The sequence below is a fragment of the Serratia sp. GW822-FHT06E05 genome, assembly GCF_058799445.1.
Genome location: NZ_JBXALM010000008.1, coordinates 47,250 through 72,213 on the forward strand (window position 1 = coordinate 47,250; position 24,964 = coordinate 72,213).

The 24,964-nt window shown below is 55.5% G+C and carries 21 protein-coding genes; 13 read left to right on the plus strand and 8 right to left on the minus strand.

Features of this window, described 5'->3' with window-relative positions:
- Positions 1-122: 122 nt before the first annotated feature.
- The 4 genes from dnaK (at position 123) to nhaR (ending at position 5,769) form a co-directional block, all read left to right on the plus strand.
- Positions 123-2,036, plus strand: coding sequence for a molecular chaperone DnaK (gene dnaK, locus AC1RKC_RS17735; RefSeq protein WP_020825147.1), 1,914 nt, complete (start codon positions 123-125; stop codon positions 2,034-2,036).
- A gap of 106 nt (positions 2,037-2,142) precedes the next feature.
- The gene (gene dnaJ, locus AC1RKC_RS17740; RefSeq protein WP_020825148.1) at positions 2,143-3,273 is read left to right on the plus strand and encodes a molecular chaperone DnaJ; all 1,131 of its coding nucleotides are present in this window, start codon (positions 2,143-2,145) and stop codon (positions 3,271-3,273) included.
- A 235-nt stretch (positions 3,274-3,508) separates the two neighbouring features.
- Positions 3,509-4,675 (plus strand): Na+/H+ antiporter NhaA, encoded by a 1,167-nt coding sequence (gene nhaA, locus AC1RKC_RS17745; protein ID WP_122077100.1) that lies wholly within the window; start codon positions 3,509-3,511, stop codon positions 4,673-4,675.
- Positions 4,676-4,869: 194 nt separating this feature from the next.
- On the plus strand, positions 4,870-5,769 hold the full coding sequence (gene nhaR / locus AC1RKC_RS17750) for a transcriptional activator NhaR (protein ID WP_004950031.1): 900 nt from the start codon (positions 4,870-4,872) through the stop codon (positions 5,767-5,769).
- 69 nt (positions 5,770-5,838) lie between these two features.
- On the opposite strand, the gene rpsT is transcribed toward nhaR, so the two are convergent.
- Positions 5,839-6,099 carry a 30S ribosomal protein S20 gene (rpsT, locus tag AC1RKC_RS17755; protein ID WP_012005147.1) on the minus strand — a complete coding sequence of 87 codons (261 nt, stop codon included), beginning with the start codon at positions 6,097-6,099 and terminating at the stop codon, positions 5,839-5,841.
- 390 nt (positions 6,100-6,489) lie between these two features.
- On the opposite strand from rpsT, the gene ribF reads away from it, so the two are divergent.
- The 5 genes from ribF to ispH all read left to right on the plus strand — a co-directional run bounded on the left by ribF (position 6,490) and on the right by ispH (position 12,317).
- On the plus strand, positions 6,490-7,428 hold the full coding sequence (gene ribF / locus AC1RKC_RS17760; RefSeq protein ID WP_020825150.1) for a bifunctional riboflavin kinase/FAD synthetase: 939 nt from the start codon (positions 6,490-6,492) through the stop codon (positions 7,426-7,428).
- Positions 7,429-7,584: 156 nt separating this feature from the next.
- Entirely contained in the window at positions 7,585-10,401 is a 2,817-nt protein-coding gene (gene ileS, locus AC1RKC_RS17765; protein ID WP_129941555.1) for an isoleucine--tRNA ligase, read from the plus strand.
- Positions 10,402-10,911 (plus strand): signal peptidase II, encoded by a 510-nt coding sequence (gene lspA / locus AC1RKC_RS17770; RefSeq protein ID WP_490649766.1) that lies wholly within the window; start codon positions 10,402-10,404, stop codon positions 10,909-10,911.
- A gap of 1 nt (position 10,912) precedes the next feature.
- Positions 10,913-11,383, plus strand: coding sequence for an FKBP-type peptidyl-prolyl cis-trans isomerase (gene fkpB, locus AC1RKC_RS17775; protein ID WP_020825153.1), 471 nt, complete (start codon positions 10,913-10,915; stop codon positions 11,381-11,383).
- Complete coding sequence (ispH, locus tag AC1RKC_RS17780; RefSeq protein ID WP_020825154.1) at positions 11,364-12,317, plus strand: 4-hydroxy-3-methylbut-2-enyl diphosphate reductase; 954 nt, start codon at positions 11,364-11,366, stop codon at positions 12,315-12,317. The genes fkpB and ispH overlap by 20 nt, the downstream gene beginning before the upstream one ends.
- 306 nt (positions 12,318-12,623) lie before the next feature.
- Here ispH and AC1RKC_RS17785 read toward each other — a convergent pair whose 3' ends face one another.
- Entirely contained in the window at positions 12,624-13,547 is a 924-nt protein-coding gene (locus tag AC1RKC_RS17785) for a LysR family transcriptional regulator (protein ID WP_041414183.1), read from the minus strand.
- Positions 13,548-13,739: 192 nt separating this feature from the next.
- Between AC1RKC_RS17785 and pvcA the strand changes: the two genes are divergently transcribed.
- The 3 genes from pvcA to AC1RKC_RS17800 all read left to right on the plus strand — a co-directional run bounded on the left by pvcA (position 13,740) and on the right by AC1RKC_RS17800 (position 16,939).
- Positions 13,740-14,705: an L-tyrosine isonitrile synthase gene (pvcA, locus tag AC1RKC_RS17790; RefSeq protein WP_041414184.1), complete on the plus strand. Its 966-nt coding sequence runs from the start codon at positions 13,740-13,742 to the stop codon at positions 14,703-14,705.
- A 90-nt stretch (positions 14,706-14,795) separates the two neighbouring features.
- Positions 14,796-15,659: a TauD/TfdA dioxygenase family protein gene (locus tag AC1RKC_RS17795; protein ID WP_020825157.1), complete on the plus strand. Its 864-nt coding sequence runs from the start codon at positions 14,796-14,798 to the stop codon at positions 15,657-15,659.
- A gap of 20 nt (positions 15,660-15,679) precedes the next feature.
- The gene (locus tag AC1RKC_RS17800) at positions 15,680-16,939 is read left to right on the plus strand and encodes a glycosyltransferase (RefSeq protein ID WP_493092678.1); all 1,260 of its coding nucleotides are present in this window, start codon (positions 15,680-15,682) and stop codon (positions 16,937-16,939) included.
- Positions 16,940-17,019: 80 nt separating this feature from the next.
- Here the strand turns inward: AC1RKC_RS17800 and AC1RKC_RS17805 are convergent, their stop codons facing one another.
- From AC1RKC_RS17805 to AC1RKC_RS17830, 6 genes are all read right to left on the minus strand, one after another.
- Positions 17,020-17,922, minus strand: coding sequence for a dihydrodipicolinate synthase family protein (locus AC1RKC_RS17805; RefSeq protein ID WP_261139419.1), 903 nt, complete (start codon positions 17,920-17,922; stop codon positions 17,020-17,022).
- On the minus strand, positions 17,922-19,634 hold the full coding sequence (gene ilvD / locus AC1RKC_RS17810) for a dihydroxy-acid dehydratase (protein ID WP_493092652.1): 1,713 nt from the start codon (positions 19,632-19,634) through the stop codon (positions 17,922-17,924). The genes AC1RKC_RS17805 and ilvD overlap by 1 nt, the downstream gene beginning before the upstream one ends.
- A 2-nt stretch (positions 19,635-19,636) precedes the next feature.
- The gene (locus tag AC1RKC_RS17815) at positions 19,637-21,037 is read right to left on the minus strand and encodes an MFS transporter (RefSeq protein WP_493092653.1); all 1,401 of its coding nucleotides are present in this window, start codon (positions 21,035-21,037) and stop codon (positions 19,637-19,639) included.
- A 104-nt stretch (positions 21,038-21,141) separates the two neighbouring features.
- Complete coding sequence (locus AC1RKC_RS17820; protein ID WP_020825162.1) at positions 21,142-21,789, minus strand: 2-dehydro-3-deoxy-6-phosphogalactonate aldolase; 648 nt, start codon at positions 21,787-21,789, stop codon at positions 21,142-21,144.
- A complete protein-coding gene (locus AC1RKC_RS17825) occupies positions 21,786-22,688 on the minus strand; it encodes a 2-dehydro-3-deoxygalactonokinase (RefSeq protein WP_493092654.1) in 903 nt (300 codons plus the stop codon). Before AC1RKC_RS17825 ends, AC1RKC_RS17820 begins: the two co-directional genes overlap by 4 nt.
- 100 nt (positions 22,689-22,788) lie before the next feature.
- Positions 22,789-23,520, minus strand: a complete 732-nt coding sequence (locus AC1RKC_RS17830) for a FadR/GntR family transcriptional regulator (RefSeq protein ID WP_493092655.1) — start codon at positions 23,518-23,520, stop codon at positions 22,789-22,791.
- A 433-nt stretch (positions 23,521-23,953) separates the two neighbouring features.
- On the opposite strand from AC1RKC_RS17830, the gene dapB reads away from it, so the two are divergent.
- Positions 23,954-24,775, plus strand: coding sequence for a 4-hydroxy-tetrahydrodipicolinate reductase (dapB, locus tag AC1RKC_RS17835; RefSeq protein WP_493092656.1), 822 nt, complete (start codon positions 23,954-23,956; stop codon positions 24,773-24,775).
- The last annotated feature ends 189 nt before the right edge of the window (positions 24,776-24,964 follow it).

Genomic DNA, 24,964 nt, shown 5'->3' on the forward strand with positions numbered 1-24,964 from the left:
TTTGCAACCGCAGTTGCTGACCGCGGGTAAGTCTGAAATGTCGGGCAGTTGAAAAGCAAAAATTCGCCCGCATATAGGTTAGCAACCTGACCGAATATGAATTTATTAGTGGAGACGTTTAGATGGGCAAAATCATTGGTATCGACCTGGGTACTACCAACTCTTGTGTAGCAATTATGGATGGTGGTAAAGCGCGCGTGCTGGAGAACAGCGAAGGCGATCGTACTACACCTTCGATCATCGCATATACCCAGGATGGTGAAATTCTGGTTGGCCAGCCTGCTAAGCGTCAGGCTGTTACTAACCCACAAAACACTCTGTTTGCGATCAAGCGCCTGATTGGCCGTCGCTTCCAGGATGAAGAAGCACAGCGTGATAAAGACATCATGCCGTACAAAATTGTGGCTGCTGATAACGGCGACGCATGGGTAGAAGTGAAAGGCCAGCGTGTGGCACCACCGCAGATCTCTGCAGAAGTGCTGAAGAAAATGAAGAAAACGGCGGAAGATTACCTGGGTGAACCGGTAACTGAAGCGGTTATCACCGTACCTGCATACTTCAACGACGCACAGCGTCAGGCGACCAAAGACGCCGGCCGTATCGCAGGTCTGGAAGTAAAACGTATCATCAACGAACCGACCGCTGCGGCTCTGGCTTACGGCCTGGACAAAGAAGTCGGCAACCGTACCATTGCGGTTTATGACCTGGGTGGCGGTACTTTCGATATCTCTATTATCGAAATCGACGAAGTTGACGGCGAAAAAACCTTCGAAGTTCTGGCAACCAACGGTGATACCCACCTGGGTGGTGAAGACTTCGACAGCCGCCTGATCAACTATCTGGTGGAAGAGTTCAAGAAAGAACAAGGTTTCGACCTGCGCAACGATCCGTTGGCGATGCAGCGTCTGAAAGAAGCCGCTGAGAAAGCGAAGATTGAACTGTCTTCCGCTCAGCAGACCGACGTAAACCTGCCGTACATTACTGCAGATGCGAGCGGTCCAAAACACATGAACATCAAAGTGACCCGTGCAAAACTCGAGTCGCTGGTAGAAGATCTGGTTGCGCGTTCTATCGAGCCGCTGAAAGTCGCTCTGAAAGACGCTGGCCTGTCGGTTTCCGACATTCAGGACGTGATCCTGGTGGGCGGCCAGACCCGTATGCCAATGGTTCAGAAGAAAGTCGCTGACTTCTTCGGTAAAGAACCACGTAAAGACGTTAACCCGGACGAAGCCGTTGCGGTGGGTGCTGCGGTACAGGGCGGCGTGTTGGCCGGTGATGTGAAGGACGTTCTGCTGCTGGACGTTACCCCGCTGTCGCTGGGTATCGAAACCATGGGCAGCGTGATGACTCCGCTGATCACCAAAAACACCACCATCCCGACCAAGCACAGCCAGGTGTTCTCTACCGCTGAAGACAACCAGTCTGCGGTAACCATCCACGTGCTGCAGGGTGAGCGTAAACGCGCTAACGATAACAAGTCACTGGGCCAGTTCAATCTGGACGGCATCCAGGCGGCTCCACGCGGTATGGCGCAAATCGAAGTGACCTTCGACATCGACGCCGACGGTATTCTGCACGTGTCTGCCAAAGACAAGAATACCGGCCGTGAGCAGAAGATCACCATCAAGGCTTCTTCTGGTCTGAACGAAGAAGAAATCCAGAAAATGGTGCGCGATGCTGAAGTGAACGCCGAAGCTGACCGTAAGTTCGAAGAGCTGGTGCAGACCCGTAACCAGGCCGACCACCTGATCCACGGTACCCGTAAGCAGTTGGAAGAAGCGGGCGACAAACTGCCGGCGGAAGACAAAACGGCTATCGAAGCGGCGCTGAAAGATCTGGAAGTTGCGGTTAAAGGCGAAGATAAAGCCGAGATCGAAGCTAAGACCCAGGCTCTGGTGCAGGTTTCCGGCAAGCTGCTGGAAATGGCTCAGGCGCAGCAGGCTCAGCAAGGTGCTGATGCCGGTGCTGACAACGCGGCGCAGAAAGATGACGACGTGGTTGACGCTGAGTTCGAAGAAGTTAAAGACAAAAAATAATCGCCCTTAAGCGGGCACGGAACGGCTGAGAGGCCGTTACCGGAAACCAGCACGGGCGTCGAGGCAACTCTACGCCCGTGCACGCATGTTAAGGGTTACAGAAATAATGGCGAAGAAAGACTATTACGAGATTCTCGGCGTCTCCAAGACGGCGGAAGAACGTGAGATCAAAAAGGCGTATAAACGCCTGGCGATGAAGTACCATCCTGACCGCAACCAGGATCAGGACGCCGAAGCCAGATTTAAAGAGGTCAAGGAAGCGTACGAAGTTCTGACCGACGATCAAAAGCGTGCGGCCTACGATCAATACGGCCATGCGGCGTTTGAACAAGGCGGCATGGGCGGTGGCGGTGGGTTTGGCGGCGGCGGTGCCGACTTCAGCGATATCTTTGGCGACGTATTTGGCGACATCTTCGGTGGTGGCCGCCGTCAACGCGCCAGCCGCGGTTCCGATCTGCGCTACAACATGGAGCTGTCCCTCGAGGAAGCTGTTCGTGGCGTGACCAAAGAGATCCGCATTCCGACGCTGGAAGAGTGTGGTGTTTGTCACGGCAGCGGCGCGAAGCCAGGCAGCTCGCCGGTGACCTGTCCAACCTGTCACGGTCAGGGCCAGGTGCAGATGCGCCAGGGCTTCTTTACCGTGCAGCAGGCCTGTCCGCACTGTCATGGCCGCGGTCAGATCATCAAAGACCCTTGCAACAGCTGCCATGGCCACGGCCGGGTAGAGAAAGCCAAAACGCTGTCGGTGAAAATCCCGGCTGGCGTGGATACCGGTGACCGCATCCGCCTGGCGGGTGAGGGTGAAGCAGGCGAACACGGCGCACCTGCTGGCGATCTGTACGTTCAGGTTCAGGTGAAGGCTCACCCGATCTTCGAGCGTGAAGGCAACAACCTGTACTGTGAAGTACCGATTAACTTCGCGATGGCAGCATTGGGCGGTGAGATCGAAGTGCCGACGCTGGATGGCCGCGTGAAGCTGAAAGTGCCGACAGAAACCCAGACCGGCAAACTGTTCCGCATGCGCGGCAAGGGTGTTAAATCGGTACGTGGCGGTAGCCAGGGCGACCTGCTGTGCCGTGTAGTGGTGGAAACCCCGGTTAACCTGAACGACAAGCAGAAGCAATTGCTGAAGGAACTGGAGGAGAGCCTGGGTGGCCCTTCCGGTGATAAAAACAGTCCGCGTTCGAAAAGTTTCTTCGACGGCGTGAAAAAGTTTTTTGATGACCTGACGCGTTAAGCTTCTGTCTCCGTTAGCGTTCTGCATAACCCCGGTGTCAAAACCGGGGTTTTTTATTGACGTTTATTCACCAATACCCCTATAAAAAATGTGATATATATCGTTAATTGTTCGTTTTTAACGATGTTTAAAGCATTTATAAACGTATTTTATCGAGCTAAATCGCCGTCTATACTCGTTCCATTACTTTGTCTGCGGGGCCCATGTGCTACGCACAGATCTGGAGAGACGTATTGTGACCAACATTATTCGTCAGTTTTTACGTCAGGAGGCCGCGGGCGGTATCATCCTGATAGTCGCCGCGATTATTGCATTGATCATGGCCAATACCCCGGCTCAGGGGATCTATCACGCTTTCCTCAATTTACCGGTCATGGTTAAGGTGTCTTCACTGGAGATTGCCAAGCCGCTGCTGCTGTGGATTAACGATGGCCTGATGGCGATCTTTTTCCTGGTGGTGGGGCTGGAGGTTAAGCGTGAGCTGATGCAAGGTTCATTGGCCGGGCGCGACAAGGCGGTCTTCCCGGCAATTGCCGCGCTGGGCGGCATGCTGGCACCGGCGCTGATTTACCTGATGTTCAACGGCGCGGACGAGGTGACTCGTCAGGGCTGGGCAATCCCGGCGGCGACCGATATTGCGTTTGCCCTCGGGGTGATGGCGCTGCTGGGTAACCGCGTGCCGACCAGCCTGAAGGTGTTCCTGCTGGCGCTGGCGATTATTGATGACCTGGGCGTGATCGTAATTATCGCGCTGTTCTATACCCACGAAGTCTCGATGGCGGCGCTGGGCGTGGCGGCGGCGGCTGTTGCGGTACTGGCGTTTATGAACTGGCGCGGGGTGGGGAAAACTTCACTCTATATGATTGTCGGCCTGGTGCTGTGGGTAGCTATCCTCAAATCCGGGGTGCATGCAACGCTCGCCGGGGTGATCGTCGGTTTTATGATCCCGCTGAACGTGAAGAAAGGCCCGTCGCCTTCAGAAACGTTAGAGCATGAACTGCATCCGTGGGTGGCCTTTATGATCCTGCCGCTGTTTGCTTTCGCTAACGCCGGCGTTTCATTACAGGGCGTGTCGTTGAGCGGGCTGACCTCGCTATTGCCGGTCGGGATCGCGGCGGGTCTGTTTATCGGTAAGCCGTTGGGCATCTTCACCTTTAGCCTGTTGGCAGTGAAGTTGGGGATTGCCAGGTTGCCTGAAGGAATTGGTTTCAAACAGGTGTTTGCCGTTTCTGTGCTCTGTGGTATTGGTTTCACCATGTCGATTTTCATCGCGTCACTGGCGTTTGGTGATGCGGATGTTGCACTAAGCACCTATTCGCGACTGGGGATCCTGATTGGGTCAACTACGGCGGCGGTGGTCGGGTACGCTCTGTTGCGCATGTCGTTACCAAGGGTCAGATAACCCCTTTAGGGTATCCCCTGTTTGCGGGGACACACTACAATAGCTGGTCGGAGCTGCACAGTATAAAATATGTGCAGCTTCGGCCGTTCTGTTTGGGACGAATGCAGCAACAGGTTGTCTGAAACAGGGAAAGGACATTAGTCGCTCGTCACGGTCGAAAGTTCGCCGCGATGAAATGTTAAGGAGAGCACCTCGTGAGGATGTCGCATATCAACTTTAATCACCTTTACTACTTCTGGCAGGTCTGCAAGGAAGGTTCTGTGGTCGGCGCCGCCGAAGCGTTGTTTCTGACGCCGCAGACCATCACAGGCCAGATCAAAGCGCTGGAAGAGCGTTTGGACGGCAAGCTGTTCAAGCGGCAGGGGCGTGGGCTGGTGCCTTCTGAATTGGGGCAGCTGGTGTTCCGCTATGCCGACAAGATGTTTATGCTCAGCCAGGAAATGCTGGATATCGTCAACTATCGCAAGGAATCCAACCTGCTGTTCGACGTTGGGGTGGCGGATGCGCTGTCCAAGCGTTTGGTGAGCCAGGTGCTGGAAACGGCGGTGGTGGTGGATAATGAGCAAATTCACCTGCGTTGCTTTGAGTCGACGCATGAGATGCTGCTGGAGCAGCTCAGCCAGCATAAGCTCGATATGATCCTGTCAGACTGCCCGGTGGATTCCAGCCAGCAGGAAGGGCTGTTTTCACTCAAGCTGGGTGAGTGCGGCATCAGCTTCTTCTGTCGTCAGCCGGCGCCGGACCTGCCGTTCCCCGCCTGCCTGGAACAGCGCAAATTGTTGATCCCTGGCCGACGTTCGATGCTGGGGCGTAAATTGCTTAACTGGTTTAATACCCAAGGCATTCAGGTGGAAATCCTGGGCGAGTTTGACGATGCGGCCCTGATGAAAACCTTTGGCATGTACCACAACGCGATCTTCGTTGCTCCGACGCTGTATGCGCAAGATACCTATAACGACGATGACGTGGTGGAGATTGGACGTATTGATAGCGTGCAGGAAGAGTACTACATCATCTTTGCCGAGCGCATGATCCAGCATCCGGCGGTACAGCGGGTGTGCAACAAGGACTTCTCTGCGCTGTTTGCCTACTAGACCGGGTAGCGTAGACGTAAAAAAACCGGCCTGAGCCGGTTTTTTTTCAAGCAGACAACACGATGCTTATTACAAAGCGTTGATGCGCGCCGACAGGTTTGACTTATGGCGTGCTGCTTTGTTTTTGTGGATCAGGCCTTTAGCAGCCTTGCGGTCCACGATTGGTTTCATTACAGCGTAAGCAGCTTGCGCAGCTTCTTTGTCGCCAGTGGCGATAGCAGCTTCTACTTTCTTGATGTAGGTACGCATCATTGAGCGGCCGCTAGCGTTATGCTTACGACGCTTCTCAGACTGTACGGCGCGCTTCTTAGCTGATTTGATATTAGCCAAGGTCCAACTCCCAAATATATTCTATTGAGGACAATTCGAAGGCCGAGGAATATGCCCTTTTAGCCTGCGTTTGTCAATGAATTTGTGCAAATAAGCGCCGTTTGTACGGGCGGCACTTGCTACGTTGTGATGGCGCAGGATTTTACCAGCTTCGGTCATGGGAATACAGTCTTTCGCGAGAAAATTCACCAATGATTTGCCACGGTGGTCGCAACCCATTGGCCGCAGTCGGTAATCACCCGGATGACGCCGGATAAACTGCGGTTAGGGCGTTTCACCTGCAGATTATCTCCGGTATGGTATGTCTATTACATAAAGGCACCAATCGCGGGTTAACCTTAACCGCTGTACAAGGTATAATCCGGCGATTTCCACTGTTTTGAGCCAGCTATGGAGCTAATTCGCGGCATTCACAATATCCGGGCACGCCACCATGGTTGCGTGCTCACCATCGGCAACTTTGACGGCGTACACCGCGGTCACCAAGCGTTGCTGGAGCAGCTGAAACAAGAGGGGCAACGCCTCGGGCTGCCAGTGATGGTCATGATCTTTGAGCCGCAGCCGCTGGAAATGTTTGCAGCGGACAAGGCACCGGCCCGTCTCACGCGTTTGCGTGACAAGGCTAAATACCTGGCGCAGGCGGGCGTTGATTACCTGCTGTGCGTCAAGTTTGATCCGCGTTTTGCCGCCAACACGGCACAGGCGTTCGTCGCCGACCTGCTGGTGGAAAAACTGGGCGTGAAATTCCTGATGGTCGGGGATGATTTTCGCTTTGGCGCTACCCGCCAGGGTGATTTTCCGCTATTGCAAAAAGCCGGGAAAGAATACGGCTTTGAAGTGATCAGCACGCCGACCTTCCGCGAGGGCGATCAACGCATCAGCAGCACGGCGATCCGCAATGCGCTGCGCGATGACGACCTGGCGCAGGCGGAGACGCTGCTGGGCCACCCGTACAGCATTTCTGGTCGGGTGGTGCACGGCGATGAGCTGGGTCGCACCATCGGCTTCCCGACCGCCAACCTGCCGCTGAAGCGCCTGGTTGCCCCGGTGAAAGGGGTTTATGCGGTAGAAGTTTATGGTCTGGGGCCTGAGCCGCTCCCTGGCGTAGCCAATATCGGCACGCGCCCAACCGTTGCCGGTGTACGTCAGCAGCTGGAAGTCCACCTGCTGGATGTCACAATGGATCTTTACGGGCGCCATATAGACGTGGTGCTCCGCGCGAAATTGCGCAATGAACAGCGTTTTGCTTCGCTCGATGCCCTGAAGCAGCAAATCGCCAATGATGTGGTGACGGCCCGAAAGTTCTTCGGGTTAAAAACACTGGTTTAATCGTTTATCCTAAACAATTCGAGTGGCATCGCGGCGGCAACCGCGCGAACCCCGATGAGCTTGCACAGGCAAGTGATTCGGGTAAGAAAGGGCAGCCAACAAAGATGCAGCTTGAAGTGTGACGGGTAAATAGCCGAAAACGGAAACGAGAATCTCATGAGTGACTACAAGAATACCCTGAACTTGCCGGAAACAGGGTTCCCGATGCGCGGCGATCTGGCCAAGCGTGAACCTGGCATGCTGCAACGTTGGTATGAACAGGATCTGTACGGGATTATTCGTACTGCCAAAAAGGGCAAAAAATCCTTCATTTTGCATGACGGCCCTCCGTATGCGAACGGCAGCATTCACATTGGTCACTCGGTTAACAAGATTCTCAAAGACATTATTATCAAGTCGAAAGGGATGTCCGGCTTCGACTCGCCTTACGTTCCGGGTTGGGACTGCCATGGCCTGCCGATCGAACTGAAAGTTGAACAGCTATACGGCAAACCGGGTGAGAAACTCACCGCCGCGGAATTCCGTGTGAAGTGCCGTGAGTACGCCGCAGAGCAGGTTGAAGGCCAGAAAAAAGACTTTATCCGTCTGGGCGTGTTGGGCGACTGGGATCACCCGTACCTGACCATGGACTTCAAAACCGAAGCCAATATCATCCGCGCGTTGGGCAAAATCATCGACAACGGCCACCTGCTGAAAGGCGCCAAGCCGGTGCACTGGTGTACCGACTGCCGCTCTTCGCTGGCGGAAGCGGAAGTGGAATATTACGACAAGACTTCGCCGTCGATCGATGTGGCTTTCCACGCGGTTGACGCGGCTGCCGTGGCGGCCAAATTTGGCGTCACCAGCTTCAACGGCCCGGTTTCTCTGGTGATCTGGACCACCACGCCGTGGACCTTGCCGGCTAACCGCGCGATCTCTTTGCACCCTGAATTTGCTTATCAACTGGTACAGGTCGAAGGCCAGTGCCTGATCCTGGCGGCTGAGCTGGTAGAAAGCGTGATGAAGCGCGCCGGTATCAGCTCATGGACCGTGCTGGGCAGCTGCAAAGGCGCCGATCTGGAGTTGATGCGCTTCGAACACCCGTTCATGGGCTTCGACGTGCCGGCGATCATGGGCGAACACGTCACGCTGGATGCCGGTACCGGTGCGGTCCATACCGCCGGTGGCCACGGTCCGGATGACTTTGTCATCAGCCAGAAATACGGTCTGGAGATTGCCAACCCGGTAGGGCCGAACGGCTGCTACCTGACCGGCACTCATCCGTTACTGGACGGCAAGTTTGTCTTCAAAGCCAACGATCTGATCGTAGATCTGCTGCGTGACAAAGGCGCACTGTTGCACGTTGAAAAACTGGTTCACAGCTATCCATGCTGCTGGCGCCACAAAACGCCGATCATCTTCCGCGCAACGCCACAGTGGTTCATTAGCATGGACCAGAAAGGCCTGCGTCAGCAGTCGCTGGAAGAGATCAAAGGCGTGCAGTGGATCCCGGAATGGGGCCAGGCACGTATCGAAACCATGGTGGCCAATCGCCCGGACTGGTGTATTTCGCGTCAGCGTACCTGGGGCGTGCCGATGTCGCTGTTTGTGCACAAAGACACTGAACAACTGCACCCACGTAGCGTTGAGCTGATGGAAGAAGTGGCGAAGCGCGTTGAGCAAGACGGCATTCAAGCCTGGTGGGATCTGGACGCTGCCGATATTCTCGGCGCGGATGCTGCCGACTACGTCAAAGTGCCAGACACCCTGGACGTGTGGTTCGACTCCGGTTCTACCCACTCTTCCGTGGTTGACGTGCGTCCGGAATTCCAGGGCCACGGTGCCGACATGTATCTGGAAGGCTCCGATCAGCACCGCGGCTGGTTTATGTCATCGTTGATGATTTCCACCGCGATGAAGGGCAAGGCGCCATACAAAGAAGTGCTGACCCACGGTTTCACCGTTGACGGTCAGGGCCGCAAGATGTCCAAGTCCATCGGCAACACCGTTAGTCCACAAGACGTGATGAACAAGCTGGGTGGCGACATCCTGCGCCTGTGGGTGGCGTCTACCGACTACACCGGTGAAATCGCGGTGTCCGACGAGATCCTCAAGCGTTCTGCCGATTCTTATCGTCGCATCCGTAACACCGCGCGTTTCCTGTTGGCCAACCTGAACGGGTTTGAGCCAAGCACCGATTGCGTGGCCCCGGAAGACATGGTGGTACTGGATCGCTGGGCGGTGGGCCGTGCACTGGCGGCGCAGAAGGATATCGAACAGGCTTACGCCAACTATGACTTCCATGAAGTAGTGCAGCGCCTGATGCAGTTCTGCTCGGTCGAGATGGGCTCCTTCTATCTGGATATCATCAAGGATCGTCAGTACACCGCGAAGAGCGACAGCGTTGCTCGCCGCAGCTGCCAGACCGCATTGTTCCACATCGCGGAAGCGCTGGTTCGCTGGATGGCGCCGATCATGTCGTTCACCGCCGATGAAATCTGGAGCTTCCTGCCAGGCAAACGTGCGCAGTACGTGTTCACTGAAGAATGGTACGACGGTCTCTTCGGTTTGGCCGAAGGTGAAGGCATGAACGACGCCTTCTGGGCCGAGCTGCTGAAAGTGCGCGGCGAAGTGAACAAGGTGCTGGAACAGGCACGTGCCGACAAACGCCTGGGGGGTTCTCTGGAAGCGGCGGTCACGCTGTATGCTGATACCGAGCTGGCCGAACGTCTTAACAGTCTGCAGGATGAGCTGCGCTTTGTGTTGCTGACCTCGGCGGCGCGCGTTGCTCCACTGGCCGATGCGCCGGCGGATGCACAAACAGCAGAATTGGTGAAAGGTCTGAAAATTGCCTTCAGCACCGCAGAAGGTGAGAAGTGCCCGCGCTGCTGGCATTACACCACCGATATCGGCCTGGTGGCGGAGCATGCAGATCTTTGCGGCCGCTGTGTGATCAACGTAGCCGGTGACGGCGAAAAGCGTAAGTTTGCCTAAATGAGTAAACCAATCTGTTCGACCGGTCTGCGCTGGCTGTGGCTGGTGGTGGTGGTGGTGGTACTGGATTTCGCCAGCAAACAGTGGATCCTCGGTAACTTTGTGCTGGGCCAGTCCCAGCCGCTGATCCCGTCGTTCAATCTGTTTTATGCGCGCAATTACGGCGCCGCCTTCAGCTTCCTCGCCGATCACGGCGGCTGGCAGCGCTGGTTCTTTGCCGGCATCGCCGTCGCTATCGTTGCGGTGCTGTTGGTGATGATGTACCGCAGTCAGGCGCAGCAAAAGCTGAATAATATTGCCTATGCTTTTATCATCGGCGGGGCGCTCGGCAACCTGTTCGATCGCCTGTGGCACGGTTTCGTGGTCGATTTCATCGACTTCTACGTAGGCGACTGGCACTACCCGACCTTCAATCTGGCGGATAGCTTTATCTGCGTGGGGGCGGCGATGATCGTGCTTGAAGGCTTCTTGTCGCCGGCGAGCAAAAGCGCAAAGAGTAAAGGTGAGTAATATGACGGTTCAGGTTAACGGTAGCAGCGCAGTGCTGGTTCACTTTACGCTGAAACTGGAAGACGGTTCGACCGCAGAATCTACCCGTAGCAGCGGCAAACCGGCGCTGTTCCGTCTGGGTGACGGCAGCCTCTCAGCACCGCTGGAAGCGGAGTTGATTGGCCTGCGTGCGGGCGACAAGTGCGCCTTTACCTTGCAGCCGGAAGCCGCATTCGGTGCAGAGAACCCGGACCTGGTCCAGTACTTCTCACGTCGCGATTTCGCGGAGACTGGGGTACCGGATGTGGGCACCATCATGCTGTTTACCGCCGTCGACGGCAGTGAAATGCCGGGCGTGGTGCGTGAAGTTGCGGAAGATTCGATTACCGTTGATTTCAACCATCCGCTGGCGGGCCATCCGGTGAGCTTCGATATTGAAGTGCTGGAGATTGATCCCGTGCAGGAGGAGACGCATGCAAATATTGCTGGCTAACCCACGTGGCTTCTGCGCCGGGGTTGATCGTGCGATCAGCATAGTAGAGCGCGCACTGGAAATTTACGGTGCGCCTATCTATGTACGCCACGAAGTGGTGCATAACCGCTATGTGGTGGACAGCCTGCGCGAGCGCGGGGCGGTGTTTATTGAGGAGATCGGTGAAGTGCCGGATGGGTCGATTCTGATCTTTTCGGCGCACGGGGTTTCCCAAGCGGTACGGGCGGAAGCCAAGGCGCGCGATCTGACCATGCTGTTTGACGCAACTTGTCCGCTGGTAACCAAAGTGCATATGGAGGTGGCGCGCGCCAGCCGTCGTGGCACTGAGGCTATCCTGATTGGCCATGCTGGCCATCCGGAGGTGGAAGGCACCATGGGCCAGTACAGCAACCCGAAGGGGGGCATGTATCTGGTTGAGTCGCCGGACGACGTGTGGAAGCTGCAGGTGAAGGATGAAAGCAACCTGTGCTTTATGACGCAAACCACGCTGTCGGTGGATGACACTTCTGACGTGATCGACGCCTTGCGCAAGCGCTTCCCGAGCATCATCGGGCCACGTAAGGACGACATCTGCTATGCCACGACCAACCGCCAGGAAGCGGTACGGAACCTGGCCGGGGATGCGGACGTGGTGTTAGTGGTGGGCTCGAAGAACTCATCCAACTCCAACCGTCTGGCTGAATTGGCTCAGCGCGTTGGCAAGCCGGCCTACCTGATCGATTCCGCCGCGGATATTCAGGAAGCCTGGTTGAAGAACGCGAGTAACATCGGCGTTACCGCCGGTGCTTCCGCCCCTGACGTGCTGGTACAGGACGTGATCGCCCGTCTGAAAGCCTTGGGCGGCCTTAACGTCCATGAAGTCAGCGGCCGTGAAGAGAATATCGTGTTTGAAGTGCCAAAAGAGCTGCGGGTCGATATCCGGCAGGTTGACTAGGCCACAGTGGTAAATAAATGAACGGGGAGCTTAGGCTCCCCGTTTTGCATTTGTGGATCGGGGGACGGGGGGCAATATTAGATCGAGAGGAAGTAATAGGATGTAATTCAAATTTTCTGTTATTTAAAGTCAAATTTGTTCTGACAATTTGAATTAATGAAAAATGAAGCGCTTATATAGGCAATAATAAAGTTATTAAGACTAATATCATTAGTCTGCAATCTAAATAAAGTCTGGTGTTGGTCAGCAAAGGGCTGAGAGGTTAAATAACTAAATTAATTGTCGTTGCAGACACTGTTTATTTAATTAAGTTCGCAACTGGTTTAAAGAATTTTTCTCCTTTTGCTGCAGATGGATTTTCATATGCTCAAGCAAACGGCGAACTTTTAAAGGTTGGCTGTCCCGTCGCGGCATAATTGCATAGCAATTAATCTCTGGTAATCGCCATTCAGGCAGGATTTCCACCAAATCGCCATTGTGTAATTCACGCTCAACATTGACAAAGAAATTACGGATGATCCCTTTGCCCGCCAGCGCCAGTTCTTTCATGGCCATACCGTTATTGGTAAATAGACGCCCGGTCATTCGTAGCCGATGTTCATCGCCGTTGTGGTGGAGCAGGCGAACAAATTGCGGGTTGCCCAAGGGGGTAAAAGTCACCCATTGATGCCGGGTTAACGCTTGTGGGCTCTCGGGAATACCATGTCCCGCAAGGTAGGCTGGTGATGCACATAATACCTCACGAAAGCGCGCAAGGCGGGTTGAAACGTAACTGGAATCAGCCAATACACCGCCACGGATCGCCAGATCAATACGCTGTCCTATCAGGTCGATTTTCTCGTCGTGGATCTCCAGCCTCAGCGTGATGCGCGGGTGTTCATCAAGGAAGCTTTGCAGTGCAGGCACCAAATAGTGAGTGGCGAACTCGGTAGAGGTCGCGACGCGCAATTCACCGCTCAGTTCGCCGCGCAGGGCGGCGATACGTTGTTGCCCCCGCTCGGCGGCATGCAGCATTAAAACGCAATCTTCATAAAAACAGAGCCCGGCTTCGGTCAGGCTCAGTGAGCGAGTAGAACGCAGAAGTAATTGAATGCCGAGCTCGTTTTCCAACAGGCGGATATGCTGGCTGACGGCAGAGGTGGTAATGCCTAATTCCTTGGCTGCCATGCTGAACGCGCCGCAATCGACAACTTTAGAAAAAATGGCCATGCGTTTTAGAATATTACTCATAGTTTGTTAAGTTCAACTTAACCAAGATTGTTAATTATACGGGCTAATAATATAGCACCATCTCTTCTATATTGCCTGAAGCAGATAAATATCAGCAGTGAGTATTATTCCCTGGTGATGCCTCTTTTTTCGAAAAGTCTTATTGCGTTTGTGAATAAATCACCTGCGCCATAATCTGAACAGGAGTTAATTGTGGACAGTGCCCGTATTGAAAAAATATCGTTAAAGATCCTTCATGAGCTATTGCAATATCGGCGCCGATTCCCAGGGATAGAAACATCAAATTCCGACGAGGAGCGACTGGTCACTCAGGTGCAATTGCCGCGCATCCGGGCATTCATTGAACAACAACGGCGGATTGAGTTTGTACTGCCGGCCTTTCCGACAAAATCACCCAATACTAATAAGGTGATCGGTGCGGTACCCGATATGGCGGAACGCTTATCGTTGATATTCCTTAATTCCCTCTGCCAGCGTATTCAGCTTTATTATCCGCCGGGTGCGCATATTGTCATCTGTTCGGATGGTCATGTCTTCGGCGATTTAATCCGCGTCAGTGACGATGCCATCAACCACTATCAGCGCGAAATTGAAACTCTGCTGCATGAGGTTGGGGCCACGCATCTGAGCGTGTTCAACCTGGGGGACGTGGAAGGGCTGGCGGAACACACTGACGACTACGACTTGCTGCGCCAGTTGCTGGTCGACGGTTATGCCGAATCGGAGTCGGCAATCAAACAACAGCTGATGGAAAGCGAGCAGGGGCTGCAACTGTACCGCGCCATTACCCGCTTCCTGTATGAAGACAGTCAACTGCCCGGCTACAGCGGCTCGAATGCCGCGTTGCAGAAAGACGCCAAGCTGCGGGCCTGCGGCGTGATTCAACGCAGCTGGGCCTGGGGTAATCTGCTGGCTCAGCATTTTCCGGCGGCGATCCGCTTGTCGATCCACCCGCAGCCTGCCGACAGTCTGAAAATAGGCATTCATATGATGCCAACCAAGGACGACTGGTTGACACCGTGGCACGGGGTCGCGGCTAACGTCAACGGACAGTTCGTACTGATGAAACGCAAAGACGCTCAGGAGTTAGAGGGCGAATTGGTGGCGATCCGCGGTACGCCAAGCCATTACCTGATTGAACAACCTCAAGTGGTGTAACGCGCCACCTTACGCCCGCTATCTTGGCGAGCGTCTTTTAACGGCACGGTTGCCGTGTGAGCAGCAAATTTGCTTCAAGGAGAGTCACCGATGGACAATCAACAATTGAACTGCCGTATTGAACTCAATAGCCCCTTTGGCGCCGTATTGACCCCTGAACGCCCGGGGCAATCCATCAGCGAGCTGCCGGTAGCGGCGCTGCGGACGCTGGCACAGCAGCATCACCTGTTGGTGCTGCGCGGCTTCGATTCCGGTTTTACCGATCCGCGGGTATTGACCCGTTATGCCGGCAATTGGGGTGAGATCATGATGTGGCCCTTCGGCGCGGTGCTGGATGTGAAAGAACATCCAGACGCCAAGGACCATATTTTCGACAGCAGCTATGTGCCGCTGCACTGGGACGGCATGTATAAACCGACCATCCCGGAATTTCAGCTGTTTCACTGTGTAGCCGCGCCCTCGCAGGATGAAGGGGGTTGCACTACCTTTGTCGATACCACGCGCCTGCTGGCCAATGCCGATGAGTCGCAGCTGGCTCAGTGGCTGACGGTGTCTATCTCATACCGCATCAAGCAGGTGGTGCACTACGGTGGTGAGGTGTGTTCGCCGCTGGTGGTGACGCACCCGAGCGGTAGTGGGCTGATCATGCGCTACAACGAACCGCCGACAGAAGGGAAGAAATTCCTCAACCAGCATGCGCTGGAATATCACGGGGTGCCGGAAGATCAGCAGGAAGCGTTCCATCAGACTCTGCAGCAGCATCTCTACGATCCGCGCCACTATTACGCCCACCAGTGGCAGCAGGGTGATGTGGTGATCGCAGATAACTTCTCGCTGCTGCACGGGCGTGAAGGCTTTACCGCCCGCTCGGCCCGCCATTTACAACGGGTTCATATACAGAGCAACCCGGTGTGCGCCAATCTGGCGCTGAAACCGGCCAACGCAGAGGCTTAAGAGTTATGGCACGTATTCTGATGACCGCCGTGGCAACGCCCGGTCACGTCTACCCGATGCTGGGCATTGCCCGGCACCTGATTGCGCAAGGGCACCAGGTTCGGGTGATGACCGGCGCGTTGTTCCGTGAACGTGCGGAGGCGATAGGGGCGAAGTTTGTTGCCTTCGATCCCAAGGTCGATTTCGACTATCGCTATCTCGAGGAACACTTTCCTGAACGCGCTGCACTGCCGCCGGGCAATGTGCAGATGGCGCTGGCGTTGAAAGACTTTTTCGCCGCTCCAATCCCGTTGCTGAATCAACAGTTGCGTACGGTGATCGCCGCCGAGGCTACCGATCTGCTGATGGTGGAAAACTGTTTCTACGGGGTATTGCCGCTGCTGCAGGCGGAAGATCGCCCTCCGGTTATCGGTATTGGCGTAACGCCGCTGTCATTCTCGTCTGAAGATTCCATCTTCTACGGGCCGCGCATTCCTCCGGCGCTGTTGCCGCGGGAGCTACGTCGCGAACAGCTGGTGGATGACGCCACGCGTGCCTTGATTGATGAGGTGCAGCAGAGTTTTGACGCCGCGATGACGCAATCCGGTGGCAGGCCGCTGCACCAACCCTTTAGCGATGCCTTGATTGGCGGTTGCGATCGTTTCTTGCAACTGGCGACCCCTGCGCTGGAATATCGGCGTGACGATTTGCCGGCCGGCGTGCGATTTATTGGCCCGTTGCGCAGCGCCCCGATGCAACTGCCGAGCGAAGCCCTCTGGGATGAGACGGACCAACGGCCGCTGGTGATTGTCAGCCAGGGCACGTTGGCGAATGTCGATCTGCATCAGTTGATTGTTCCGACGCTGAAGGCGCTGGCACAGTTACCGGTACGGGTGCTGGCGACCACCGGGGGGCGTTCGGTCGACGGGCTGTTGGAGCGGCTGCCGGACAATGCCAGAGTGCGGGAGTTTATCTCTTTCGAACGCTGGCTGCCGCAGGCCGCAGTGCTGATCACCAACGGCGGTTACGGCTCAATCAACTACGCGTTGGATCAGGGCGTGCCGTTGATTATCGCCGGTACCGGCGAGGACAAGCTAGAGGCGGCTGCTCGGGTGGTGGCAGCTGGCTGCGGCATTAATCTGCACACCAGCAATCCGGACGAATCGCAGCTGCGCCATGCCGTGCAGCAGATCCTGACGCAACCAGCCTACCGACAGCATGCGGCATGGGTTCAGGCCGATTATGCTCGCCATGATGCGCTGGCGGCGATTGCCGAAGAGGTGGCGGCGTTAACCGCTTAAGTCGCTTTTATCACGGGGGCTTCGGCCCCCATTTTTTGTATTCGGCAGTCCATCACAATCGCGATGGACTGCCACTGTGGTCACAGGGAAAATTGACTTAAAAATCGGTCGATCATCAGCCGATCTTCTGCAGTCAGTTGCCAACCGGGGTGGCGACAGTAATCGGTGGCGATGATATTGCGTCGTTGCAGGACGGTCTTTTCGATCTGAATGATGTATTCGCAGTGACTCATCCAGCGTTGGATGTAAGGCAACAATGCCTGATGCAGCCTATTCGCTTGTTCCACTTCACCGGCCTGCCAATGGCGATAAATACGCAGGTAAATCTCGCTGAACGAGCAACCCGGCATCACGCCTTTGCCGCCCGCCGCCAACATCTGCAACATATAAAGCCCGGCATAGCCGTTCAGCACGTTGGCTTCAGGGGCCAGTTGCAGAAATTCTTTGGTGTATTCCACCGGCGGATTACATTCAATTTTGAACACCGCATGGGGATAGCGGGCTGCCACGTCGGCCAATTGTTGCGGGGTGATCGGCATACCGGTTTCACTCGGCGCGTATTGCACCATTACCGGGATGTCTACGGCCTCCAGAACGGCGAAAATATGCTGCTGGATCGCCTGTGGGCTGGGTTGAAGGAAAAAGGGGGGCAGCAGCATCAAAGCGTCGGCGCCCAGAGCTTGATAATGACGAGCGCGTTTGACGGCGACTTCGCTGCTGTGATCGGTGACCGAGATAGCGCGATACAGCGGGGCTCCTGCCAGTTCGCTGATAAATATCTCCGCCAGGCGTTCACGCTCAGGCTCCTCGAGCTTCGGGAATTCGCTGGCGATGCCAAACAGCGTCATTCCCTGAACGCCGGTTGCTGCCAGATGCTCCAGCAACTGGGTAAAACTCAGCGGGTCGATTTCGCCATTGGCCTTGAACGGCATGGCGACGATAGGGTTGACCCCTTCAATGTCGATAGCTTGGTAACGGCCCATTATTCCTCCTCCCGATCGGCCAGTACGGCACCCTGCGCAGCAGGTAAAGCCCAGCGACGATATAAACGCAGGAAGCCGCGCGGCACTTCTTTGTCCACGGGGTGCCAGTTTTGGCGCCGCTGCGCCAACATCGTCTCGTCAACGTGCAGTGTAAGAGTACGCGCGGGAATATCGATGGATATTTCGTCACCGTCTTGCACTAATGCCAGCTCGCCGCCGTCCACCGCTTCAGGCGAGATATGGCCGACAAACAGCCCGCGGTTGGAGCCGGAGAAACGGCCGTCGGTGATCAGAGCGCAACTGTCAGCCAGGCCCATGCCTTCCAGCGATTTCATCGGCTTATACATTTCCGGCATGCCGGGGCCACCTTTAGGCCCTTCATAGCGCAAGACCAGGGCGCTACCCGGCTTAATCTGGCCGGACATAATCGCCTCGACGGACTCCTGCTCGCTGTTGAACACCACGGCGGGCCCCCGGAAGCGCATCAAATTTTCCGGCACTGCCGCAGGTTTCACCACGCAGCCCAACGGTGACAAATTACCGTGCAGCACGGCAACGCCAGCTTCATTCCGCACCGGAATGGCCAGGGTATGGATGACTTCCGGGCGGCGGCTTGGCCGGGTTTCCACCAGCAGTTCAGCTTTGGTTTTGCCGGTGACGGTTAACGCATTGAGATCGAGCAGTTTGGCAATCTCAAGCTCTACTGCCGGTACGCCACCCGCTTCCCAAAAATCAATCATGTCATGTTCACTGGCCGGATAGAGCGAGGCAACCAGCGGTACCTGGTGGCTCAACTCATCGAAGACGGACAGCGGCAGATGGCCTAATTCCGCTTCGTAATGAATGGCTTGCAGATGCAGAATGGCATTGGTGGAGCCGCCGGTGGCCAGCAGGTAGATCACCGCATTGCGGATCGACTCGGCGGTGATAATTTGGCGGGCATTGACGCCATTCAATACCAGTTCCACCGCGGTGCGCCCGGTTTCGATAGCGCACTCGCGGCGTTCGGCCGAAACCGCCGGCAGCGTGCTGCTGCCAGGCAGGCTCATACCCAACACTTCACCGATGCAGCACATAGTGTTGGCGGTGCCGTACATGGTGCAGGAACCCGGGCCGGGTTCGGCGATATTTTCGATATGGGCAAATTCCGCCTCATCGATTTCGCCGCGCATCTTCCAACCGATGGCCTCGGTGACGATGTTGCCGTCCCAGTGTTTGCCTTTATATTCAGCCGGGTACATCGGCCCGCCGTTAACCATGATGGCCGGAATATCCAGCCGTGCCGCCGCCATCAGCATGGCGGGGACAATTTTGTCGCAGGAGCCAAGTAACACCATGCCGTCGAAACGATGGGCACGCATCATCACTTCGATGGAGGCGGTGATCACTTCACGAGCGGCCAGAATGTAGCGCATGCCGAGATGCCCTTCGGCGATACCGTCACAGGGAGCGATGGTGCCGAACACCATGCCGACCCCACCGGCTTCTTCAATGCCCTGCAATACCTTGGCCGTCAGCTCATTCAGATTGGCGTGGCCGGCTGTCGCGTTGGTATAGCTGTTGACCACGGCGATCACCGGACGGCGCAGTTGCTCGTCACTGTGCCCCATGGATTTGTATAGCGCACGCTTCAGCGCGCCATCATCGCCTTCCAGAATGGGGTTGAAATGCGAGCCGCAACCGCCGCTGCTACAGGTTCCACATCCGCTCATAATCAAGATCTCTCAGTGATATTTAAAGGATTGTCAGCGTCAGACTGAGCAATATGTTGGTGTTGCAAGTCATGGTTTTTTTTAGGGGAGACCAGTTTGGCCGGCAGCATGAAAATCAACGGGGCGCAGAGCAACAGGAAGCCCGCCAGAATGTACAGGCCGCTGTCGGTTTGTCCGGTTTGATCTTTCAGCCAGCCGAGCACCGTGGGGCCGAAGAAACCCGCGAGGTTGCCGACAGAATTCACCAGAGCAATACCGGCAGCGGCGGCGGTGCCGGAAAGCAGGGTGCCGGGCAGGCTGATGTAGGTAGGGATCAGCGCCAGGGTGCCGGACATTGCTACGCATATCCACGTCATCATCCAGAAGGTGGAGCCGCTGCAGTAAGCGCTCAACGTCAGGCCGATGCAGCCAATCACCGCCGGGATGGCGATATGCCAGCGACGTTCCTGCTTAAGATCGGAATGGCGACTGTTCCAGATCATAAAGACGGCGCCAAACACGTAAGGCAACGCAGCCAGCAGGCCGATTTGGAAATCGTCGCTGATGCCTGAGGTTTTGATAATGGAAGGTAACCAGAAACTGACGCCGTAATAACCGACGTTGAAACTGAAAAAAATCAACGCCAACAGCCAGACATAGCGGTTAGCCAGCATCTCTTTCAGGCTATGGGCTGCTTTGCCATTTGCTGCGCGATCCCGGTTGGCGCGATCCTTGGCCAGATCGGTTTGCACGATCTGTTTTTCTTCGGCGGTGAGCCATTTGGCTTCAGCCGCGTTGTTATCCAGGTAACGCAGCACCACAAAGGCCAGCAAGAAAGAGGGAATGGCCTCGACCAGGAACAACCACTGCCAGTTGTGTAAACCGCCGACATTTTCGAACAGTTTGAGGATCAAACCTGAAAGCGGGCTGCCGATAATCACCGACAGCGGTGTAACCAGAATGAACAGCCCCAGCGTGCGGGCGGAACGCCATGAAGGGAACCACAGCGTTAAATAGAACACGATGCCGGGGAAAAAGCCGGCCTCGGCCACGCCAAGCAGAAAACGCAATACATAGAAGGTGGTTGGCGTGGTGACAAACATCATGGCCGCGGACAGGATCGCCCAGGTGGCCATGATGCGGGCAATCCAAAAGCGCGGCCCGAAGCGTTGCATCAGCAGGTTGCTTGGCAGCTCAAAAATAAAATAGCCGATGAAGAAAATGCCGGCACCGAGACCATAGACGGTATCGCTGAAGCTCAGGGCGTCTTGCATATGCAGCTTGGCGAACCCGACGTTAACGCGGTCCAGATAGGCGAAGAAATAGCACAAAATCAGGAAAGGGATCAGACGGCGAGTAATTTTACCGTACACCCGCGTTTCAGCGGCCTGTTCCGCCGTTGGATTTTCCGTGGTCAGCTTCATGATGGTTTCCTCTGATTTATTTTTATTAGCCGGGTTATGCCGGCGTATTCAAGGAGCGATCGGCAGCCTTGGGCTGCGGCAGTACGGTACTGAGGCGTGAGGTGTTACCCCACCGATTGACGCCAGGCGGCCTGATAGGCCAGCGCGCGTTGACGTAATGCCGCCAGGCTGATGCCGGGTTGATAGAGTCCGCCTCCCAGCCCAAACCCGTTGCTGCCCGCCTGGATATAGGCGCGCATCTGCAGGGGATCCGGTTGGATCCCTCCTACCGGCAAGCAAACCAGTCTTTGGGGAAGCACGACACGCAGCGCCTTGGTTACCGCTGGGGTAATACTTTCTGCCGGGAACAGCTTCAATCCGCTGGCTCCGGCGGCAAGGGCGCAGAAGGCTTCGGAAGGGGTGGCCACGGCGGGCATGCTAATCAGATTCAAATAACGGGAATGGCCGATCACCGCGGCGTCGGTATTGGGGGAAATAATCAGTTGTCCCCCGGCTTTGGCCACCTCTTCAACCTGCTGGACGTTCAGGACGGTGCCGGCGCCGACAAAACCCCTGTCGCCGACGGTTTTCCTGATCACGCGAATAGAGTCGTACGGGGTGGGGCTATTAAGCGGTACCTCCAGAAAACGGAAGCCGCAGTCCAGCAGAATTTCGGCGACGGGCTCAGCCTCCTCAGGCGTGATGCCACGCAAAATAGCGACCAGGGGGAGCGGCTGTTGCTGCCACTGTTGGAGGAAGATCTCTGGGCTCATTGGGCGGTTCCTTGTAGTAGGGGATACAGTTGACTTAATCCGTTGATAAAGCAGCTATCGCCATCCGTGGCGCGCAATGACAGGCCCAGGGGTTCCGCCGCCATTTGGTAGCGCGCAACCAGCGGGGGGCTGGCGACAACCCAGATGGGCTGGTGCGCGGGCAGCGCCTGAAGCTCATTACCGATCAACAAGCCGGAAAGGTAGCTGTGTATATTTTCCGCGGCGATTTCACCGCTGAGGCGGCGGGTACGTGCCGAGAAAATCAGGTGGCTGAGGGGGGCACCGCTGCGTGCCGTATCGGCCCCGAGGATGAACGCCTGCGCGTCCTCCTGTTGTTCCGGCAGGGCGTTGCCCAAAATGGAGTGCCGGCTGAGCAACGAGAACAGTTCGCCGGTCATAAAGGTTGAGAAGTGGCCGATTTCTCCCTGATTCAACTGAACATGCTTGCTGTGGGTTCCGGGTAAAATTGCCAGGCATTGCGCCGCTGGATGTCGTCTGGCCAAACCGAGCAGCTGCACTTCTTCTCCTCGCATCACTTCGGGCTGCTGAGCCAGCCCCAGCCCCTGAACGCCGGGAATGATCCACGCTGGGCTACCCCAGTCAGTGGTGAATTTCATGGCCCCAGCCGCCAAACTTTTCAGGCCGCACGGCTGGGTTATGTAGGCAACCTCATGCCACCCCTGTTGTGATCCCACCATGCCGGCCATGACCACCGGCAAAGCGCCATGTTCGACTAACCAGGGCTGCAATAAGGTATGCAGGGTGTCGGCAAACCGGTTTTTTTCCACGGCCAGCAACCCGCAGGGATGGCTGAGGTTACTTAGGCATTGCTCCCCACACATTAAAAAAGCGCGGAAGTTAGTGGTGCCCCAATCGATACCAATCCAGTTGTTATTCATTAAAGTAATACAAACCATGCAGTCTTGTCATACAAGAATGCTAGAGCGAAAATTGCTCAGGATCTGTGAGGGCGATCGAAATTACAGCAAAGAGGGATTTTTAGAGGATGTGGGCGAACATTTCCGGTTGCTGCTGCCAGTGATTCTTTTTGGCCGCATTGAGCAGAATGACACGCATGCGCTGGCGTGCGGTTTCTACCTGTTTGAAGCGAATGGCCTCCAGCAATTGTTGGTGCTCTTCAACCGCACTTTTGGTCAGCCGGATATCTTCTTCCAGCGTTTGCTGGAAAGAGAGCGCCATGGCCGCAGAAAGTGCGCTCCCCAATGAATACAAAAAAGGATTGTGGCTGGCGCCCAGCAAGGCAAGGTGAAATGCCATATCGCCCTGCTCGAAGAGTTGGCGACAGGCCTGCTGTTGCCCTTGTGACATGAGTTTGCAAGCATCTTCCAGCGCGGCCAGGTCATGACCGGTGGCGTTAACGGCCGCTAATGCCGCGATATTCGGTTCAAAGATCAGACGGGTAACCATCAATTGTTCGACCAGTTGTTGGTCGAGACTGCCTTCCGCCAACCAGCTCAGTACGTCAGGATCCAAAAAGCTCCATTGCTCGCGGGCATTGACGGTGCTGCGCTTCTTGGCCTGAATGGAGACCAACCCCTTCGCCGCCAGCACCTGCAACGCGTTACGTACCGAAGTGCGTGAAACCGAATACTGCAAGGCCAATTCATTCTCCCCCGGCAGCGACAGCCCAGGCGGCAGATCGCCACTGATGATGCGGCGGGCCAAATCTTGCGTCAGGGTTTCCGATATGGTGGTTTGCGCGGTTTTCATCCGTGGTTCTCAGGTAATTAAAGCGGCAGTTGCGCCCTATACTAAGCTAAGCGGCGTGCTGGTGGTACCTGTGCCGGTTTGAATGAAGAAAACGAGCGTTTTTTCATGCAAATTTCACCGGTTCAAATTGCATGTTTATGTACAATCGTCAATGGGCGTTGATCGGCCTGATTGTTAACCCATTGACAGCATTACTGATGAAAAGTGGGGGATATCATAATTTTCTAATTATGAAATGAATCCTCTGGCGATGATAGGACGAGGCAGTTACCCTGAACCGATATACCCGTCATACTTGAAGCTGTATCTGTGTTGACTGCGCTCACTTACCCGAATCACTTACTGAAGTAAGCTCATTGGGATAAGCTCGCTTGCCGCCTTGATACAGCTCCAATTATTTAGGGTAATGAAATCAATCAACAAGAGAGCAAGTATGACTGATTCACCCATCCGCATTGCGATTGCGGGTTCCGGCGGCCGTATGGGCCGCCAATTGATCCAGGCGGTACATCAGGCGCAGGGCGTGGTTTTGGGGGCGGCAGTATCGCGCCCAGGTTCAAGCCTGATTGGGACCGACGCCGGTGAACTGGCGGGCATTGGTGCGCTGGGCATAACCGTCAGCGACAGCCTGGAAAAAGTGGCCGACGATTTCGATATCCTGATCGACTTCACCCGTCCGGAAAGCACCCTGGCGTACCTGGCTTTCTGCGTCGAGCACAAAAAAGCCGTGGTGATTGGCACCACCGGTTTCGATGATGTGGGTAAAGAAGCCATCCGTGCCGCGGCTGGGCAGATTGGCATCGTCTTCGCCGCCAACTTCAGCGTGGGCGTGAACCTGGTGTTAAAGCTGCTGGAAAAAGCTGCGCAGGTGATGGGCGACTATACCGATATTGAGATTGTTGAAGCGCATCATCGTCATAAGGTAGACGCTCCTTCGGGGACGGCTTTGGCGATGGGCGAGGCGATTGCCGGCGCATTGGGGCGCGATCTGAAAGAGTGCGCGGTGTATGCGCGTGAAGGTTATACCGGTGAACGCGATCCGAAGAGCATTGGCTTTGCCACTATTCGCGCTGGCGATATCGTCGGTGAACACACCGCCATGTTCGCCGACATCGGTGAGCGGGTAGAAATCACCCATAAGGCCTCCAGCCGCATGACTTTTGCCAGTGGTGCGGTTAAGGCTGCGATATGGCTTAAAGGCCATGATAAAGGTCTGTTTGATATGCGTGATGTGCTCGGTTTGGACCAGTTATAATTGATTTGTATGCCATCGTGATGTGGCTGTATTAATCATAGTGCTATGATTAACGGGCAATAATTTTATTGTCCTTTTTTTTAACATGATAAATTTGTGTTTGAGGTTGTTTTTATTGTTTGGTTGCTATTTTTTGTAATTAACTTTTAATTTATGATGATTTTTCCCCTCCCAACGTATCTCCTGCCT